The 17,130-nt window shown below is 71.9% G+C and carries 23 protein-coding genes and 1 pseudogene; 14 read left to right on the plus strand and 10 right to left on the minus strand.

Annotated features, from left to right (window positions below):
- Together E1J50_RS28145 and E1J50_RS17785 are read right to left on the minus strand one after the other, a co-directional pair.
- Positions 1–513, minus strand: a pseudogene (locus E1J50_RS28145) (L,D-transpeptidase family protein); the annotation flags it as partial.
- Positions 514–620: 107 nt separating this feature from the next.
- Entirely contained in the window at positions 621–1,760 is a 1,140-nt protein-coding gene (locus E1J50_RS17785) for an endo-1,4-beta-xylanase (protein WP_245516625.1), read from the minus strand.
- A gap of 133 nt (positions 1,761–1,893) precedes the next feature.
- Between E1J50_RS17785 and E1J50_RS17790 the strand changes: the two genes are divergently transcribed.
- The 3 genes from E1J50_RS17790 (at position 1,894) to zwf (ending at position 4,862) form a co-directional block, all read left to right on the plus strand.
- A complete protein-coding gene (locus E1J50_RS17790; protein ID WP_132255177.1) occupies positions 1,894–2,739 on the plus strand; it encodes an SDR family NAD(P)-dependent oxidoreductase in 846 nt (281 codons plus the stop codon).
- Between the two features lie 123 nt (positions 2,740–2,862).
- On the plus strand, positions 2,863–3,243 hold the full coding sequence (locus E1J50_RS17795; RefSeq protein WP_132255178.1) for a DoxX family protein: 381 nt from the start codon (positions 2,863–2,865) through the stop codon (positions 3,241–3,243).
- Positions 3,244–3,383: 140 nt separating this feature from the next.
- Positions 3,384–4,862, plus strand: coding sequence for a glucose-6-phosphate dehydrogenase (zwf, locus tag E1J50_RS17800; protein ID WP_132255179.1), 1,479 nt, complete (start codon positions 3,384–3,386; stop codon positions 4,860–4,862).
- A gap of 185 nt (positions 4,863–5,047) precedes the next feature.
- Here the strand turns inward: zwf and E1J50_RS17805 are convergent, their stop codons facing one another.
- From E1J50_RS17805 to E1J50_RS17825, 5 genes are all read right to left on the minus strand, one after another.
- Positions 5,048–5,461: a hypothetical protein gene (locus E1J50_RS17805; RefSeq protein WP_132255180.1), complete on the minus strand. Its 414-nt coding sequence runs from the start codon at positions 5,459–5,461 to the stop codon at positions 5,048–5,050.
- 8 nt (positions 5,462–5,469) lie between these two features.
- Positions 5,470–5,850 carry a glycosyl hydrolase gene (locus E1J50_RS17810; RefSeq protein WP_245516626.1) on the minus strand — a complete coding sequence of 127 codons (381 nt, stop codon included), beginning with the start codon at positions 5,848–5,850 and terminating at the stop codon, positions 5,470–5,472.
- Positions 5,851–5,927: 77 nt separating this feature from the next.
- Positions 5,928–6,335: a hypothetical protein gene (locus E1J50_RS17815; RefSeq protein WP_245516627.1), complete on the minus strand. Its 408-nt coding sequence runs from the start codon at positions 6,333–6,335 to the stop codon at positions 5,928–5,930.
- A 304-nt stretch (positions 6,336–6,639) separates the two neighbouring features.
- Positions 6,640–7,404, minus strand: coding sequence for a ComFC family protein (locus E1J50_RS17820; protein ID WP_132255181.1), 765 nt, complete (start codon positions 7,402–7,404; stop codon positions 6,640–6,642).
- A gap of 8 nt (positions 7,405–7,412) precedes the next feature.
- Entirely contained in the window at positions 7,413–7,643 is a 231-nt protein-coding gene (locus E1J50_RS17825) for a hypothetical protein (protein WP_132255182.1), read from the minus strand.
- A gap of 166 nt (positions 7,644–7,809) precedes the next feature.
- Between E1J50_RS17825 and E1J50_RS17830 the strand changes: the two genes are divergently transcribed.
- The 3 genes from E1J50_RS17830 to E1J50_RS17840 all read left to right on the plus strand — a co-directional run bounded on the left by E1J50_RS17830 (position 7,810) and on the right by E1J50_RS17840 (position 10,577).
- Complete coding sequence (locus tag E1J50_RS17830; RefSeq protein ID WP_132255183.1) at positions 7,810–8,718, plus strand: methyltransferase domain-containing protein; 909 nt, start codon at positions 7,810–7,812, stop codon at positions 8,716–8,718.
- Complete coding sequence (locus tag E1J50_RS17835; protein ID WP_132255184.1) at positions 8,715–9,074, plus strand: DUF427 domain-containing protein; 360 nt, start codon at positions 8,715–8,717, stop codon at positions 9,072–9,074. Before E1J50_RS17830 ends, E1J50_RS17835 begins: the two co-directional genes overlap by 4 nt.
- Positions 9,075–9,161: 87 nt before the next feature.
- The gene (locus tag E1J50_RS17840) at positions 9,162–10,577 is read left to right on the plus strand and encodes a cytochrome ubiquinol oxidase subunit I (protein ID WP_132255185.1); all 1,416 of its coding nucleotides are present in this window, start codon (positions 9,162–9,164) and stop codon (positions 10,575–10,577) included.
- Positions 10,578–10,603: 26 nt separating this feature from the next.
- On the opposite strand, the gene E1J50_RS17845 is transcribed toward E1J50_RS17840, so the two are convergent.
- A complete protein-coding gene (locus E1J50_RS17845) occupies positions 10,604–11,287 on the minus strand; it encodes a LuxR C-terminal-related transcriptional regulator (RefSeq protein WP_132255186.1) in 684 nt (227 codons plus the stop codon).
- 403 nt (positions 11,288–11,690) lie between these two features.
- On the opposite strand from E1J50_RS17845, the gene crcB reads away from it, so the two are divergent.
- The 5 genes from crcB to E1J50_RS27435 all read left to right on the plus strand — a co-directional run bounded on the left by crcB (position 11,691) and on the right by E1J50_RS27435 (position 13,545).
- Positions 11,691–12,059, plus strand: coding sequence for a fluoride efflux transporter CrcB (gene crcB, locus E1J50_RS17850; protein ID WP_132255187.1), 369 nt, complete (start codon positions 11,691–11,693; stop codon positions 12,057–12,059).
- A gap of 8 nt (positions 12,060–12,067) precedes the next feature.
- Positions 12,068–12,505: an EamA family transporter gene (locus E1J50_RS17855; RefSeq protein WP_132255188.1), complete on the plus strand. Its 438-nt coding sequence runs from the start codon at positions 12,068–12,070 to the stop codon at positions 12,503–12,505.
- A gap of 229 nt (positions 12,506–12,734) precedes the next feature.
- Positions 12,735–12,890: a hypothetical protein gene (locus E1J50_RS27430; protein WP_165937907.1), complete on the plus strand. Its 156-nt coding sequence runs from the start codon at positions 12,735–12,737 to the stop codon at positions 12,888–12,890.
- 5 nt (positions 12,891–12,895) lie between these two features.
- Positions 12,896–13,219 (plus strand): hypothetical protein, encoded by a 324-nt coding sequence (locus E1J50_RS17860; RefSeq protein WP_132255206.1) that lies wholly within the window; start codon positions 12,896–12,898, stop codon positions 13,217–13,219.
- Between the two features lie 158 nt (positions 13,220–13,377).
- On the plus strand, positions 13,378–13,545 hold the full coding sequence (locus E1J50_RS27435; protein ID WP_165937908.1) for a hypothetical protein: 168 nt from the start codon (positions 13,378–13,380) through the stop codon (positions 13,543–13,545).
- 30 nt (positions 13,546–13,575) lie between these two features.
- On the opposite strand, the gene E1J50_RS17865 is transcribed toward E1J50_RS27435, so the two are convergent.
- On the minus strand, positions 13,576–14,397 hold the full coding sequence (locus E1J50_RS17865) for an FTR1 family protein (RefSeq protein ID WP_132255189.1): 822 nt from the start codon (positions 14,395–14,397) through the stop codon (positions 13,576–13,578).
- Positions 14,398–14,778: 381 nt separating this feature from the next.
- Between E1J50_RS17865 and E1J50_RS17870 the strand changes: the two genes are divergently transcribed.
- Positions 14,779–15,015, plus strand: a complete 237-nt coding sequence (locus E1J50_RS17870) for a hypothetical protein (protein ID WP_245516628.1) — start codon at positions 14,779–14,781, stop codon at positions 15,013–15,015.
- A gap of 251 nt (positions 15,016–15,266) precedes the next feature.
- Positions 15,267–15,722 (plus strand): hypothetical protein, encoded by a 456-nt coding sequence (locus E1J50_RS17875; protein WP_132255191.1) that lies wholly within the window; start codon positions 15,267–15,269, stop codon positions 15,720–15,722.
- Here the strand turns inward: E1J50_RS17875 and E1J50_RS17880 are convergent.
- Positions 15,676–16,107: a hypothetical protein gene (locus tag E1J50_RS17880; protein ID WP_132255192.1), complete on the minus strand. Its 432-nt coding sequence runs from the start codon at positions 16,105–16,107 to the stop codon at positions 15,676–15,678. The genes E1J50_RS17875 and E1J50_RS17880 overlap by 47 nt on opposite strands.
- 109 nt (positions 16,108–16,216) lie before the next feature.
- Here E1J50_RS17880 and E1J50_RS17885 point away from each other — a divergent pair, with 109 nt between their 5' ends.
- Positions 16,217–17,113 (plus strand): GGDEF domain-containing response regulator, encoded by an 897-nt coding sequence (locus E1J50_RS17885; protein WP_132255193.1) that lies wholly within the window; start codon positions 16,217–16,219, stop codon positions 17,111–17,113.
- Positions 17,114–17,130: the final 17 nt, after the last annotated feature.

The raw sequence follows: 17,130 nt of genomic DNA on the forward strand, positions 1-17,130 counted from the left end.
GGCGACCAGCGCGGCGTCGTGCCGGTCGCTCGGGGTCGCGTCGGCGGGCAGATCGCCCGTGAGCGTCAGGTGGTGGCGCAGGCTCGGCACGGACGGGCTCTGCGCGCCCGGCTTCAGCACGAGGTCCGCCGGCAGGCTCTCCCAACCGCCGGCCTCGGCGTAGGCTTGGTAGCGCTCGGCCATGCGGAGCGTGTCGAGGAAGGTCGAGGGCGCGAGCGTCGGCACCGGGTCCTCGGAGACGCGGGCGTAGACGAGGGGCGCCGGCTCGCGGGATTTCTTCGCGGGCGCCTCGGCCAGCGGCTGGGCGGGCGCTCCCTGCGTCGCGGGCGGGGCGGGCACGGGCATGGTGGGCACGGGCGGAGGAGGGGGCGCAACGGCGGGGGCCGGCTCCCCCAGGGGCGACGGCGGGGCCGGCGGCGTCTGCGCGGAAGCGGTGCCGAGCGCGGCGATGAGTGCCAGCGGCGAGAGGCCCGCGCGCAGGCGGGAGGCAAACGGGAACAGACGCGAGCGCATCGCGGGCCTTTCGGAGGTGCGTGCGCCGGATCATGGGCGGGGATGGTTACCATTCCCCTGAACGGAGACGGGACGAGGTGTCCAGCTTCGGTGACAGGTGCGATGCCTCACACCCGGCGCAGGCGATCCCGGGCCGCCCGATGGTCCGGCGCGGCCGCGAAGGCCCTGTGCATCGCGTGCCAGAGGGGCTTGCGCCGGTAGGCCGCGTCGAAGGGCAGGGCCCGCTGCGGCAGCCCGTCCGGCCGGCGGCGGTCGGGGTGATGGTTGAGCCAGGTGGCGGGGTCGTAGACGTCCCAGGTCAGGACGTTGAGCACCGCCGGCTCGTCGAGCACCACGTCGAGATAGCGCCGGGCATAATCCGCCACCATCCGGTCGCGGGTCGCGATGTCGGCGGGAAAGGCGCGGTCGTCGAAATCGAGCTCGGTGATCTCGATGCCGAGCCCCATCTGGCCGAGTTCGCGCAGGAAGCGCCGCAATGCTCGCTCGTCGATCGGGATCGGGCTCGCGAGGTGGGATTGCAGGCCGAAGCGGTGGATCGGCACGCCGCGGGCGCGCATGCCCTCGATTCGGCGCAGCACCAGGGTCCGGCGCGCCTCCATCCAGGGCACGCCCTGCTCCACCGCATCCTCGTTCCAGGTGCCCGCGGCCTTGGGGTCGACCTCGTGCAGGATGCGGAAGGCGAGGTCGATGTAGTCCGGCCCGAGGGCGGCCAGCCAGGGCGTCTCGCGCAGGCCGTCGGCGCGGCGGATCTCGCCCTGCGCCAGCACCTCGTTGACGACGTCCCAGGCCTCGATCCGGCCTCGGCAATGGCCCGCCACTGCGCCGATCCAGCGCCGCAGGAAGCTTTCGGCCTGATAGGCATTGGCGCGGGCGAGGAGCGGCTGCGCCCAGGCCGGGATTCCGTCGTGCCAGACGAGGGTGTGCCCGCGCAGGCGCTGCCCGTTGGCGCGGGCGAGCCGCAGCACCTTGTCTGTCTCGGTGAAATCCTCGACGCCGGGCGCGGTGAGGATGCTCAGCATCTTCGTCTGGGTGTTGGGGACGAGGATGCCGCATTCGCGGGCGACGACGGCGAGGTAGGCCCTGTCCCCCATCCGCTCGACCGGCACGGCGGTGCCGTAGGCGAGGCCGGTGCGGGCGGCGGCCGCGTGGAGGCCGTCGGCCGACCACGATCCCGCCGCGGCCGGCGAGGCTGCGAGGCCGGCGAGCCCGGCGATCACCGCGCGGCGGCTCGGGTCAGGGATGCGCAAGGGATCGGCCTGGGAGGGAAGGACGGGAGCGATCATTGTACGCACGAGCGCGTGCAGCCCGCGAGCGTCCCCTCGACAATGCGTCCCCGCGCCCCACCCTCTCAGCGCCCGACCGGACCCGGAGACCGAGCCCATGCCCCAGCACCCCGCCCTCAGCCCGGGCCGTTCGGCCCTCGTCACGGGGGCCGGGAGCGGCATCGGGCTCGCCGCCGCCAAGGCGTTCGCGGGAATCGGCATGAACGTCTGGCTGGTGGATCTGCCCGGCGAGGCGCTGGAGGCGGCCCGCGCCGAGGTCGCGGCGCTGGCCGCCGTGGAGGTTCGGGCCGTGCCGACCGATGTCGGGAGCCGCGAGGCGATGGAGGCCCTGCGCGACGCCGTCACCGCGCAGGGCGGCCCCCCGGCCGTGCTGATGCTGAATGCCGGCATCGAGGCGGGCGGCACGCTCTTCTCCGACCTCGACCTCTGGCACCGCATCCTCGACACCAACCTCTGGGGCGTGGTGAACGGGATCGGGGGCTTCGTGCCGGGCATGATCGAGGCGGGGCGGCCCGGCGCCGTCATCGTCACGGGCTCGAAGCAGGGCATCACCACGCCGCCGGGCAACACGCCCTACAACGTCTCGAAGGCGGGCGTGAAGGTCGTCACCGAGGCGCTCGCCCACGACCTGCGCGGGCGCGACGGATGCCGGGTGAGCGCCCACCTCTTCATCCCGGGCTTCGTCTACACGGGCCTCGCCAAGGCCCGCGGCGTCGCCGAGAAGCCGGACGGCGCCTGGACGCCCGAGGAGACGGTGGCCTTCCTCCTGGAACGGCTCGCGGCCGGCGATTTCTACATCCTCTGTCCCGACAACGAGACGACGCGGGCGCAGGACGAGCGCCGCATCGCCTGGGCGGCCGGCGACATCATCGGGAACCGGCCGGCGCTCTCGCGCTGGCACCCGGATTTCGCCGAGGCGTTCCGGCGGCACATGGAGGGCTGAGCCGTCGTATCGGGCCGTCACCGCGTCGTCCCACGCAACACGGCACGCAATCACCCGGACACGGGGCTCCGCTCATCATGGCGTCCGCGGCCAAGCTCCGGCCGCCATCGGGGCGGAAAGACCATGACGACAGGCGTGAGCACGCGGACCGGGGGGCAGATCCTGCGGGTCCTCATCGCCCTCTTCGTCCTCGTCGCGGCGGGGATGAAGTTCGCGGGCACCGCGTTCGAGGTCTCGGGCTTCCAGCGCTTCGGCTATCCCCTCTGGTTCATGTACGCGGTCGGCGCCCTCCAGGTCGTCGGCGCCCTGCTCCTCGCGATGCGCGGAACCGCCGCCCTCGGCGCGGCTCTGCTCGCCGTGATCATGCTCGGCGCGGTGGGGAGCCATCTGCGGGCGGGCGATCCCGTAACCATGGCGATCCCGGCCCTCATCCTCCTCGTCGTGCTGGCCGGCATCGCGGTGCTGCGCCGGCCTGCCGGCCGTGGGGTCCGGCGGGCGGCGTGAGCCCGGTGCCGCTCTCGTGAGACGGTCCCGTCTGGCGAACCTTTTGCGAGGGGTATAATCCGGGTCTCCGCCGGGCGGGTGCCCGTGAGGCCCGAGTCCGGCCCTCCGCCCCGGAGGCCGCACGAACACGGGAGCCGCCCTTGGCCACGATCATCCCCGTTGCTTCCTTCGACTGCGTCGTCTTCGGCGCCACGGGAGACCTCACCACCCGCAAGCTCCTGCCGGCTCTCTACTACCGCTACAAGGACGGCCAGATCCCGCCGACGAGCCGCATCATCGGCGCCTCCCGCTCCGAGATCACGGGCGACCAGTTCCGCGAACGGGCGCGGGACGCCCTCAAGCGCTTCGTGCCGGGTCACGACCTCTCCGAGGAGGCGCTCTCCGCCTTCGTCGACCATCTCGACTACGTCGCGGTGGACGGCGCGGGCGAGGACGGCTGGGAGGATCTCGCGGAGAAGCTCGCCGAGCGGCCCGACCAGGTGCGGCCCTACTACCTCGCCACCTCGCCCGACCTCTACGGCGCGATCTGCCGGAACCTCGCGCGCCACGGGCTCATCGGCGAGAAGAGCCGCGTCGTGCTGGAGAAGCCGATCGGCAAGGACCTGAAATCGGCCCGCGCCATCAACGACGCGGTCGGCGAGGTCTTCCCCGAGGAGCAGATCTTCCGGATCGACCATTATCTCGGCAAGGAGACGGTCCAGAACCTGCTGGCGCTGCGCTTCGCCAACACCATCTTCGAGCGGCTCTGGACGGCGGACGTGATCGACCACGTCCAGATCACGGTGGGCGAGACGGTGGGCGTCGAGAGCCGCGCGGGCTATTACGACACGTCGGGCGCCCTGCGGGACATGGTGCAGAACCACCTCCTGCAGCTTCTCTGCCTCACCGCGATGGAGAGCCCGCTCAATCTCGACGCCAATTCCGTGCGCGACGAGAAGCTGAAGGTGCTGCGCGCCCTCAAGCCGATCACGGCCAACGACGTGCAGCACGTCACCGTGCGCGGCCAGTACGCGGCGGGCGCCGTCGAGGGCAGGCCGGTGGAGGGCTACCTCGCCGATCTCGGCCCCGGCTCGCAGAGCCGCACCGAGACCTTCGTGGCGCTCAAGCTCGAGGTGCAGTCGTGGCGCTGGGCCGGCGTGCCCTTCTACCTACGCACCGGCAAGCGGCTGCCGCAGAAGATGTCCGAGATCGTGGTGCAGTTCCGCGCCTCGCCCTTCTCGATCTTCCCCGAGGAGTCGTTCGGGCGCGAGCCGAACCGCCTCGTCATCCGCCTGCAGCCGCAGGAGGGCATGAAGCTCGAGGTGATGACGAAGGATCCCGGCCCCGGCGGCATGCGCCTGCGGCCGACCGCCCTCGACATCTCCTTCGAGGAGACCTTCAAGCAGCGCTACCCCGACGCCTACGAGCGCCTGCTGATGGACGTGGTGCGCGGCAACCCGACGCTCTTCATGCGGCGCGACGAGGTGGAGGTGGCCTGGGCCTGGGCAGATTCGCTGCTGAAGGCCTGGGCCGACCGGCCCGAGGCGCCCCGGCCCTACGCCGCAGGCTCCTGGGGGCCGACCGCGGCGATCGCCCTGATCGAGCGCGACGGGCGCACGTGGCACGAGGATCTGCGCTAAGGCGCAGCCGGCACGAGGACCTGCGCTGAAGCGCAGCCGGCACGAGGATCTGCGCCGAGGCGTAGCCGGTACGAGGACACGCACGCGGTCACGCAGGGACACACGAGAGCCCGGACCTCGTGAGGCCCGGGCTCCGCCCCCGGCCCTCCGGCGCACCGGAGGGCATTTGTCGCGCATCCGCGCCCTTAGCGGCCCGTCGTCGAGGTGGACTTCACCGGCTTCTCGCCGGGCTCGTGGGACATCGACTTGGTCCGCGATTCCACGGATTCGCCGTCGCGCACCTTGGTCTTGGTCTGCGACTTCGAGAAGGTGCCGCCGTCATGGGCCATCGCCTTCGACTGGCCGTTAAGGCCCTGCCCCGTCTCGTTCACGTGCGAGCGGCTCCGCGCCTTGTCGCCGGCTGCCGCGCCCCCGGTGGCGAGGGAGGAGCCGGTGCGCCCGTCCGCCCCGGTCGACGTGCCGCCGGTGCCGACGCTCGAGGCCGAGGTTCCGCCCGCGGCCGCCGAGCCTCCGCTGCCGCCGGTGGCGCTCGTCTGAGCCGGCGCCGGGGACGCGAGGAGGGTGGCGCAGAGCGCGACGGGGAGGAGGATTCGGATCATGGGTCGCCTCATTTCTTGTCGGGATGGCGGGTGACGACGCAATCGCCGGAGCCCGCGACGGCGGCCGAGCCGTTGCCGCTGGTGCTCACGGACGAGCTCGAACGGCCGTCGCCGGAGCGGACGGTGACCGAGTTTCCGCCGCTGCTGGAACTCGTGGCGCCGCCGGGTCCGGCCGTGACGGAACTCGTCACGCTCCCATCCGCCTTCGCGGGACCCCCCACCACGCGGCAGGGCTTGCCCTCGCTGTTGGTGATGGTGGTGCCGCCCGACACGCCGCCGGGCCCGGCCGTGACGGTGCTGGTCTGCGCGTAGCCCGCCGCCACGGCGCCCGTGAGGGCAGCGACGCCGAAGACGGGCAGGAGCAGGCTGGGAAAGCTGAAGCGCGACATGAACGTCTCCCTCGGCGTCGAGTCTGACATCGTCCGGATGCCGGAACGGGCGGCCCCGAAGGACCGCCCGAAGCGCGTCAATGCTTGTCGACGCCCGTGTGCTCGCCGCGCTCGCCGGCCTTGCCGTGCTCGCCCGACTTGCCGGGGCCGTCCTTCATGCTGTTGCCGGAACCGGCCGAGGAGCCGCCGGTGCCCACCGTGGAGCCCGTGGTGTTGCCGGCCGAGGAGCCGCCGGTACCGACCGAGGACGAGCTCTTGCCGCCGCCCGCGGACGAGCCGCCGGTGCCGAGCGTCGAGGAGGAGCCCGAGCCGCTGCCGGAGCCGGCCGAGGAGCCGCCGGTGCCCACCGTCGACGAGCTGGTGCCGCCGCCCGCCGAGGAACCGCCGGTCCCGACCGTCGAGCTCGACTGGGCAAGAGCCAGCGCGGCGCCACCGACGACGAACGTGGTCGCCAGGGCGGCGACGCGAATCTGCTTCAGCAACATAGAGTTCCTCCGAATTTGTCGTTCATATCGAGGCGTGGCCCCGATATTCGCGGCTTGAAATGCATAGCGGTTCGATACCGTTCCGAGATTTTCTTATGGTTTTTCGGCAAATGCGTCCGCGGATGTTGTTGCGACAACAAATTGCGCGCGTCATTTCTTGGAATGACTGCCGGTCCTGACATGTCATGCGGCACCGTTCGGCGCGGCTGCCGGCTCGCCGGTCGGTCGGGGGGGCAGGAACGGGGGCGTGGGGCGAACCGTTCCGCGGGCCGGTGCGGGCTCGCATTGGGAGCGCGGCTCCCCGTCAGAGCGGCTCCTGCGCGACGAGGGCGAAGGTGAGGAGGTCGACGGAGGCCGCTCCGCCCCGCAGCAGGGCCCGGGCCGCGGCATTCGCCGTGGCACCGGTCGTGGTGACGTCGTCCACGAGGAGCACGCGCCGGCCCTGCAGCCGGGCGCGCGCCGTCTGCGCCACCCGGAAGGCACCCTGGAGGGTCGCCGCGCGGCCTGCCCGGCTCAGGCCGACCTGGGAGCGGGTGGCCCGGACGCGCGTCAGGGCGCCGGGCTCGAAGGGCAGTCCGGCTCCGCGGGCGATCGGCCGGGCGAGGAGGGCGGCTTGGTTGAAGCGGCGCCGGAACAGGCGCCAGCGGTGGAGCGGCACCGGCACCACGCAATCCGCCTCGGCGACGACCTCGCGCCCGCGCGACGCCATCATCCGCGCCATCGGCACGGCGAGATCGAGCCGGTCCTCGTACTTGAGGCGGTGCACGATCTCGCGCGCCGCCCCGTCATAGAGGGCAACGGCACGCGCCCGCCCGAAGACCGGCGGTTCGGCGATGGCGCGGGGCGAGAGGAGGGGGCCGAGGCCGAGATCGAGGGCGAAGGGCGTGCCGTAGCGAGGGCAGAGCGGGGCTTCGATCAGGCGCAGCGAGGCCCAGCAGCCGGGGCAGAAGGCGCCGGGATCGGCCGTCGCCGCGCCGCAGGCCGCGCAGGCCGGCGGGTAGACGAGGCCGAGCGCGACCCGGAGCAGCGATCGGAGAGCGGGCACCGGGGCGAGGAGCGGTGCCCGCATGCAGGCTCCTAGTGCGCCGACTGGGCGGGCGGCTGGCCCGTACCGGTCCGGCGCTCCTCCTTGTTGGCGCGGTGGCGCCCGATGGCGCAGCCCGCGGCCGCGCCGACGACGCCGTGCCCGGCCATGTGGCCGGCGACGCCGCCGACGATGGCGCCCTTGATGCAGCCCTTGGCCTCGGCCGCAGGGCTGAGAGAGAGGGCCATGAGGACCATCGCGGCTCCGAGGACGGTGCGCTTCATCGCTGATTACTCCGGTTGCGGTGGAGCGGAAACGGCGTCGCTTCCGCTCCGTTCCGGTCTCGCGTAAGCGTGATGCGCGGGCCCCGCCGCGAGCGTTTCCGCGCACGCATGCCGCGCAGGGCACCGGGCGCTGGCAACCTCGCCGACCCGGCTTCATTGTCCCTCGATGGACGCGCCGATTCCCCTGTTCGATACCCCGCTCGCCCGCCGCCGCCTCGCCCGGGCGCGGGCGGGCGGCTACGCCGATTTCCTGCTGGCACGCGCGGTGGAGGACCTGGAGGAGCGCCTCGCCGCCGTGCTGCGGAGCTTCTCGCGCGCCCTCGATCTCGCCTCGCCGACGGCCGCCGCGGCGTGCCGCCTCGCGGCGAGCGGGCGGGTCGAGTCGGTCCTGCGCCTCTCGCCGGTCCCGGAGGCCGCCGACGGCCTCCCGCGCGCGGTCGGCGACCCGGAGGCGCTTCCCTTCGCGCCCGCCAGCTTCGATCTCGCGGTCTCGCTGCTGGCGCTCCAGCACGTCAACGACCTGCCCGGCGCCCTCGTCCAGCTCCGCCGGGCGCTGCGGCCCGACGGCCTCTTCGTCGGCTGCCTCCTGGGCGGGCGCACCCTGACCGAGCTGCGCCAAGCCTTCGCGGCCGCCGAGAGCGAGGTCGAGGGCGGGATCAGCCCGCGCGTCGCTCCCTTCGCGGAGGTGCGCGAGATCGGCGGCCTGCTCCAGCGGGCGGGCTTTGCGCTGCCCGTCACGGACACCGAAACCCTGACCGTGCGCTATCGCGACCCCTTCGCCCTGATGCGGGACCTGCGGGCGATGGGGCTGACGAACGTCCTGACCGAGCGGCGGCGCACGCCCCTGCGGCGGGCGACGCTCGTCCGCGCGGCCGAGATCTACGCCGACCGCTTCGCCGACCCGGACGGGCGCCTGCGGGCGAGCTTCGAGATCCTCTGGCTCTCGGGCTGGGCACCGCACGAGAGCCAGCAGAAGCCGCTCCGGCCCGGCAGCGCCCAGGCGCGACTCGCCGACGCCCTGAACACCCGCGAGATCGATCCCGACAGCATCCCCGCCGAGAGGAGCCCGCGATGAGAGAGCCCGGCCCCGACCATCCGATCCGGATCGCGCCGCATGCGGGCCGGGTCCGCATGAGCGTGCGCGGCACCACCGTCGTCGACACGCGGGGCGCGCTGCGCCTCAGCGAGGCGAGCTACCTGCCGGTCCTCTACATTCCCCGGGCGGACGCGCGCTTCGAGCTCTTCGCCCGGAGCACCCGCACCAGCCGCTGCCCCTACAAGGGCGAGGCGAGCTACTACGACATCGCCGTCGACGGCGAGGTGCGGCCGAACGCCGTCTGGAGCTACGAGGACCCGTTCCCGGCGGTGAGCGCCATCCGCGGCCATCTCGCCTTCTATCCCGACAAGGTCGACGCCATCGAGGAGGGCTGAGGCGCGGCCCGCTCTTGATGCGGACTGCACAAACGTCATTTACTCCGCCCCTGGCCGTTCCCGGCCCGATGACGAGGGATCCCCATCATGGAACTCGACGCGCTCATGCTCTCGCGCATCCAGTTCGGGTTCACCATGGCGTTCCACATCATCTTCCCGGCCTTCACGATCGGGCTGGCGAGCTTCCTGGCGCGGCTCGAGGCGCAGTGGCTGTGGACCGGCAACCCGATGTACCGGAACCTCTACCAGTTCTGGGTGAAGGCCTTCGCCGTGTCCTTCGGCCTCGGCGTCGTCTCCGGCATCGTGATGAGCTACCAGCTCGGCACGAACTGGTCGCGCTACTCCGACTTCACGGGCAACGTGCTGGGTCCCCTGATCCAGTACGAGGTGATCACGGCCTTCTTCCTGGAGGCGGGCTTCCTCGGGATCATGCTGTTCGGCTGGGAGCGGGTGGGGGACCGCCTGCACTTCCTCTCCACCTGCATGGTGGCCCTCGGCACCCTGATCTCGGCCTTCTGGATCCTGTCGGCGAACTCGTGGATGCAGACGCCGGCGGGCTTCGTCGTCGAGAACGGCCGGGCGGTGGCGACCGACTGGCTGAAGGTGATCTTCAACCCCTCCTTCCCGATCCGCTACGCGCACATGGTGCTCGGCTGCTTCCTCACCACCGCCTTCGCGGTGGCGGGCATGTCGGCCTGGATGATCCTGCGGGCCCGCACGGAGCCGCCGGCCAAGGTGGCGGGCGCCCGCCTCTCCCTCTCGATGGCGCTGTGGTTCGCGGTGATCTGCACGCCGCTGCAGATCTTCATCGGCGACTCGCACGGGCTGGCCGTGCTCAAGCTGCAGCCGACCAAGCTCGCGGCGATCGAGGCGAACTGGGAGACGCAGGCCGACATGCCGCTCCTGCTGTTCGCGATCCCGAACGAGAAGGAGGAGCGGAACGACTTCGAGATCGGCATCCCGAAGCTCGGCAGCTTCATCCTCACGCATGATTTCTCGGGCGTGGTGCCGGGCCTCAAGGACGTGAAGCCCGATCAGCGGCCGCCGGTCTGGCCGGTCTTCTACTCGTTCCGCATCATGGTCGCCCTCGGGATGGCGATGCTGGCCCTGAGCCTGTGGAGCCTGTACCTGCGCTGGCGCGGCACCCTCTACACGAACCGCGTCTTCCTCACCTGCGCCATGCTGATGACACCCTCCGGCTTCGGGGCGGTGCTGTTCGGCTGGTTCACGGCCGAGATCGGCCGCCAGCCCTACATCGTCTACGGGCAATTGCGCACGGCGGACGCCCACTCGCCGCTGACCACACAGGCGGTGACGACATCCCTCGTCGCCTTCCTGATCGCCTACACGATCATCTTCGGCTTCGGCAGCTACTACCTCGCCAAGCTCCTGCGCAAAGGGCCGGAGCCGCTGGAGGAGGCGGTGCGCGGGGACGACGTCGCCCGCAAGCCCAAGCGCCCGCTCTCGGCCGTCAACGAGGATCTCAAGCCGAATCCCGCCTGAGAGGAGGGCGGGAGGCCGAGCCGCTTTCAGTGCCGGGCGGCACCGTCCGGGCTGTTGGCGCGCGCGCCGTCGCCCAGCCGGCGCGCGGTGTCGCTGTCGACGACAGGCGCGAGCCCGAGGTGCCGCGCCAGGGACACGAGGTCCTTGAGCCGGCCGGTCTGGGTCTTGCGCCGCAGGTTGAGCCGGTGGGTCTCCACCGTCCGCACGCTGAGGGTCAGGCGGCGTGCCACCTCCTTGTTGCTGAAGCCGGCGCTGAGGAAGCGCAGCACCTCGGCCTCCCGCGGCGTCAGGCCGAGGCCGTCCGCCTGATCGGCCGCGGCGGGGGCCGGCTGCGCGTCGGTGAGTGACGCAGCGCCGTCCACGAGCCCGAGCAGCGCCGTGCAGATCGCCTCGGGCGAGGCCGTGCGCGCCACGAACCCGTCGGCGCCCGCCTCCAGGAGGCGCGTCAGGTCGGGGCCGGTCAGGGCCTGGAAGGCGATCAGGGCGCGCAGGGCGGGAAGGCGCTCCTTCAGATCCGAGACGCGGGCTGCGGCATCGCCCGGGCGGGCCTCGTCCACGAAGACGAGGGCGACGGTCGAGCGGGGATCGGCCGCGGCCAGATCGGCCTCGCCGATCGTGTGCACCGCCGGCATGTGCTCCAGCGTTGCACGGAAGGTCGGACAGACCTCCTGTGGTCCGTCGACCACCAGAACTCCCACAACGCGACTCATGCCGGTCACCCCTTTTGATCCCGGCTCGACACAGGGTTGCCGGGTTGGGGGCAATAATTCAAGAGTCGTTCCAGGGCTTTAGCCCCAGCCGCGATGGTTAAGTGTGGGTAAAATCCGGATTCCGTGCGGTCGGACCGCCCGCCCTGTGCCGCAAAGAAACAAGCTCGTTAACGATCCGTGTCCCAGATCATGCCGCCGCCGCGCCGAATCTTGCGCGGCCCGGAGGCTCGACTCGGCCGGCAACCGCCTCGATCCCGCGAAGACTCGCGACAAGGCCCGCCCGGCCGCCAGGTCACGGGCAATGCCGTGCCGGCCCTCGCCCCTGGCGCGGCCCACGGCGCTTGATCGATCCCTCGACCCCGCTTAGGCGGGGCCTTGCGCGTCGCAGGCGGGATCGGACCGGATGCAGTATCTCCTCGTCTTCCTCGGCGCCGGCCTCGGCGGGATGGCCCGCCACGGCGTCAATCTCGCCTCGGTCCGGCTCGGCTCGGACTTTCCGGTCGGCACCCTCGTCATCAACGTCCTCGGCTCGGTGCTGATGGGCGTGCTGACGGGCTGGTTCGCCCTGCGCGGCGGCGCGACGGGCGCGCGGCTGTTCCTGGCGACCGGCGTGCTCGGCGGCTTCACCACCTTCTCCACCTACTCGCTGGAGGCCGTGACCCTGCTGGAGCGCGGCGCGGTCGGCGCGGCGCTCCTCTACGTCCTCGGCTCGGTTCTGCTCGGCGTCGGCGGCCTCTTCCTCGGCCTCCTCGCGATGCGGGCGATGCTGTAGCGCCGCCGATGGGACCGCTCCTCGAATCCTGGCGCTTCTGGGCCCTGCTGGCGGCAGCCTTCGCCGCCATGACCGCGATCCTCGCCAAGGTCGGCGTCACCGGCGTCCCGTCTGATGCCGCCACCTTCGTGCGCACCGTCGTCGTGCTGCTCCTCACCGGCGCCATCCTCGCCGCCACCGGGCAGGTGCAGGGGCTCGGCAGCCTGTCCGGCCGCAGCCTCGTCTTCCTCATCCTGTCCGGCCTCGCGACGGGGGCCTCCTGGCTCTGCTACTTCCGGGCGCTCTCGCTCGGCGACGCGGCCCGCGTGGCGCCGATCGACAAGCTCAGCGTCGTGCTGGTGGCCCTGTTCGGCGTCCTCTTCCTCGGCGAATCACTCTCTCTTCCCGGCTGGCTCGGCGTCGGCCTGATCGCGGCGGGGGCGATGCTCGTCGCCTCGGCGGGGTGACGCGGAGGCCCCGCCGTCGGAACGATCCCGGCCGCGCTCCGGCCGTCCAAGCCGGCCGGAAATCTCGCGGTTTCGCGTTTCATGGAATGGATCCAGATTAAAGCGACTGTAAACTACGCACATTGTCAAAATTACATGCTTTCTAATCTTTCGTGGATCGCTTGATTACTCGCGCGAACACTGTTCCTTTGCAGCCGGTGGCGTTGCGACGCCCGCGGAGGAGAGCAGGATGGCACGGGCCCTGAACCTGATACGAGGCTGCGCGCGGCTCGCGTGGTGGGACGGCTCCTGCCTCGACATGCGGCTGCATCGCCTCACGGACCTGATCGACTTCGTCGCCACGAGCCCCACCCCGGCTCCCCTGCGCCGGGAGGTTCGCCGGTGACGGTCGTGCAGAGGGAGGCCGCGCCCTGCTGCGCGGAGGAGGAGCGGCGGCTGGCCAAGCTCGAGCAGGCGCTGCTGCGCACCTTCTGGCAGAGTCTCGGCAACGACCCGCTGCCGCCGATGGCGGCGCTCGAGGCGGCGGCGCGGGTGGTGGGCACCCTCTACGCGCAGGTGGCCCGCGCCCACGAGGGGCCGAACGGCTGCCGCTGCGGCTGGGAGCCCGATGCCGATAGCGACCTGATCGTGCTGGAGGCGAATCTTGCCGCGGCACTCCTCGCGCCCGAGCGGGTGCCGGACCTCGCGCGGATGCCGGCGGCGGGACGCGCCTGACCCGATCCGCCGCTCGCCCCGGGGATCCCCGCCGCGCGCCTTGGCGGGGATCGCCGCTCGCTCATCGGCGGCCGGCCGGAGCGGCGAGCGCTACACGATTTGCTCATTCCTTCCGGGGATGATGGGGCGGTTCCAGGACCGCACCCGGGAGACCTCGGATGGACGGCTTCTATCGCGGCGTCGAGGCGTCGCTCCTCGCCCTCAGCCTCGCCCTAGGCATCGGCGCCTTCGCCGTTCAGCCCCGCGAGCGGCCGCCCGAGCCGGCGTCCCTCTCCGTCACGCTGCCGATGCTCTCCGTCACGGCGGGCGGCGCGCTCCTGCACTGAGGGCGCGCCGTCCGGCGTCAGGACGGGGTTCTACGCCGCCTTGGCCTGTGCCGCCTTGGCCTCCGGCGCCCGGTCCGGCTTGCGGAGCGAGAGCAGCGTCAGGCAGAGGATGGCCGCGACGATGAGGGCGCCCTGCACGCCGAGCGCTTCCCAGCTGCCGTTGAAGCCGAGATTGGTCACGAGTTCCGGCACGCCGTCATTGTGCACGGACACGATCGTCTGCTCCTGCATCTCCTGAAGGGCCTGCCCGACGAGCCGCAGGCCCATCACGAACAGGAAGGCCGAGGTGATCAGGAACATCGGCCGCAGGGGCAGGCGCAGCGCCAGCCATTGCATGGCGACGAACATCGCGGCGAGGGCGAGGGCCGCCACGGCAAGGCCGCCGAGCAGCGAGCCGTCGAAGCCGTTCGCCGTCCGCGCCAGCGCGTGCAGGAACAGCACGGTCTCGGCGCCCTCGCGGAAGACGGCGAGGAAGGCGATGCCCGCGAGCGACAGGACGGTGCCCGCACCGAGCGCCCGCTGGGCCATACGGTTCAGGTCGGCCTGCCAAGCCCGCGGATCCTGGCGCAGGAACAGCCAGCCGCTCATGTAGAACATCAGCGCCGCGGCGAGCAGCATGACGCCCGCCTCCACGAGGTCGTTGTGGTTGCCGTCGAAGTAGGTCTCGAAGACCCAGGCCATCGCGAGGCTCGCCAGCGCCGCCGCGCCCGCGCCGGCATAGAGCGGGGTGATCTTCTCGGGCGCGCCGGCGCGCCGCAGGAAGGCGGCGAGCGCCGCGATCACCAGAAGCGCCTCCAGACCCTCGCGGAACAGGATCGTGAAAGCCTGAACGAACGTCGATCCGTCCGCCATGATGGAGCTCCAGTTTAGAAGTGTTCGAATGACATGCGGCCGAGCGAGATCTGCCGCCTCAAAGATTAGAAGTGTTCTTAAAAAGGACCTCGCGTGCATCAGATCTCGGGAAGATCGAGGATCTGCTTTGCGCGCCCTGCCTATAACCGCCGGCCGCCCGCGGCAAGACGTCGGCGCGCGGCGCAGGCGCGCGGCCCTCGGACCCGGCCCCGGGCCGGCCGAATCGTTTTTCATCACGTGCGCGTGAATGAAAGCCGGGACGGTCTGCAACCGAACCGGCCGGTCGCGAATTACCGCACCAGAGTCGCAGCGGTACATCGCTGTACAATCCCTAAAAGCAGGACACGTCGGCGTCGGCGTGCGGGCAGGACGATGAGTCTGATGAAACCGGCGGCTGTCTCGGTCGCTCTCCTTCTTCTCGCCGGCGGTTCGGCCGCGCTCGCCGCGCCGGGCGCGGACCGCAGCCCGACCCGTGTCGCCGACGCGAGCCAGACCGTGCGCCCGGTGGCCTCCGTCACCGAGGCCGAGGACGACACGGCCAATTGCAGCCGTTCCCGCCGCCGCCTCTGGGTCGAGGGCGAGGGCTGGATCGTGCGGCGCGTCACGACCTGCCGCTGATCCGACCAGGGGGACGAACCCGCCGCTTCCCCGCACATGCCGAACCCCGCGTCGCCGCGGGGTTTTTGCTGACCTCGCGGGCTGTGTCGTGATCCCCTCGCGGGGGCGTGTCGTGCTTTCCTCGCGGGGGGCGTAATTCCCTCGCGGGGCGTGCCTACGCACTCTGCGCGGCTGGCTCGGCCGGGTTTGCGGAACGAGGCTGCACCTCGACGGTTTCCCGGATTCCCGTCGTCGCGTTGGAGTGCCGCCGCATGCCCGAGGTCCGTTCCCTCCGTTCCCTCGTCGCCCTCGGCCTCGCCCTCGCGACCGGCCCGGCCCTCGCGGACCCCTACGGCGACCGGAGTGGCGTCGTCCTCGGCTATGGCGGCGGTTACGGCTACGCGGACGGTCTCATCGGCGGCTCCTATATCGGCGCGCCCTTCACCCGGGTGCCGCGGCCGAGCCAGATCGTGCCGGCCCCCTGGACCTACGGCACCTACGGCGTGCCGACCTTCTCCGGCAAGCGCCAGGCACCCGTCGGGGAGCCCACGGTCTACGTGATCGACGCGCCCGCCGCTCGGACCCGCGCGCCGGGCAAGGCGCGCATCCTCTCCCGTGGACGGGACGGGGAATGGTCTCGGTTCGAGGCCGCGCCGGCCTCGGCGGGCGGAGCCCGCGTGATCACCGTCTCCGTGCCCCGCTCCGGCCCGCAGGCCGCTCGCCGCTGACGGGCGCCGCCCCGGCGGCTTCGAGGCCCGCATACCACGCGGCATAGCCGGTGTTGCGCGCGAGGCGCCGGTTCTCGTCCGGCGCCCCGTCCTCCCACCAGACCGGCCCGCGCTCCCCCAGCCCGATCTTCGCGGCATCGACGGCGGCCCGCGCCTCGGCGAGCCGTGCCGCCGCATCGGCCTCGCCCCGGCGCCCGGCTTCCTGCGCCTCCCGGACGGCCCGGCGCCCCGCCATCAGCGCCCGGACGAGCACGCCGCGGCGCTCCTCGCCGAGGGCCGGGTTCGCGCGGCGCCAGAGGCGGCCGCGCACCACGATGTAGCGGCCGTCCGGCGTAACGGGCGGGGCATCCGCCCTGTCGGAGGATCGCGGTTCGGGCTCGGTCACGGCCACACTCGGTAGTTGCGAAAATCGTCCCGGCACATCCGGTCTTCGCGACAAATTAAGACTTCAGACCCAGGATCGCGAGGTTCGCGGGTAACGAGTTTGGCCTCCCATGCATATCGTCATCGTCGACTCGAGTCGCGTGGTGCTGAAGATTGTTGCCGGCCTGCTCGAGCCGCGCGGCCACCGGGTCGATGCCTTCACGGATTCTCAGGAGGCCCTGGATTTCCTCACCCAGACCGCCTCGGTCCGGGTGCTGATCACGAGCCTGGAGGTGCGGCCTCTCAGCGGATTGGAGCTGTGCTGGTCCGCCCGCCTCCTCGCGGAGGCCCGCCGCCCCCTCTATGTCGTCACGATGTCCTCCGCCCGGAACGCCCGCAACCTCGCCGAGGCCCTCGACAGCGGCGCCGACGACTTCATCGAGAAGCCTCCGGGCGCCGAGGAGCTGCACGCGCGCCTGCGCGCCGCCGAGCGCCTGACCACCCTGCAGGACGAGCTGATCCGCCTCGCGGAGACGGACCCGCTGACCGGCCTCCTCAATCGGCGGGCCTTCTTCGCCCGGATGGAAGCCGCGGCCGACCGGGTCGGCAATCACGGCCGGATGGCCGCCATCCTCGTCGACATCGACCATTTCAAGCGCATCAACGACGAGCACGGCCACGATGTCGGCGACGCCGCGATCCAGGCCGTCGCCCGCCTGATCGGCGCGGAGGGCATCGTCGGCCGGCTCGGCGGCGAGGAATTCGCCGTCGCCCTGCCCCACCGCTCCCTGGAGGAGGGGGAGGCCCATGCCGGCCGCCTGCGCCTCCTCGCGCGGGACCTGCGCATCCGCGGCAGCCGCGGGCCGGTGCGACTCACCTGCAGCTTCGGCGTCAGCGGCTGGAGCGAGGGCGAGACGGTGGCGGGCCTGCTGAAGCGCGCCGACATCGCCCTCTACGAGGCGAAATCCTCCGGCCGCGACCGCGTCGTCTCCGCCGAGACCGAGATCGTCCTCGCCCGCGCCGGCTGAGCCCGGCCGGGTTTGAA

It is taken from the genome of Methylobacterium segetis, assembly GCF_004348265.1.
Classification (GTDB): domain Bacteria; phylum Pseudomonadota; class Alphaproteobacteria; order Rhizobiales; family Beijerinckiaceae; genus Methylobacterium; species Methylobacterium segetis.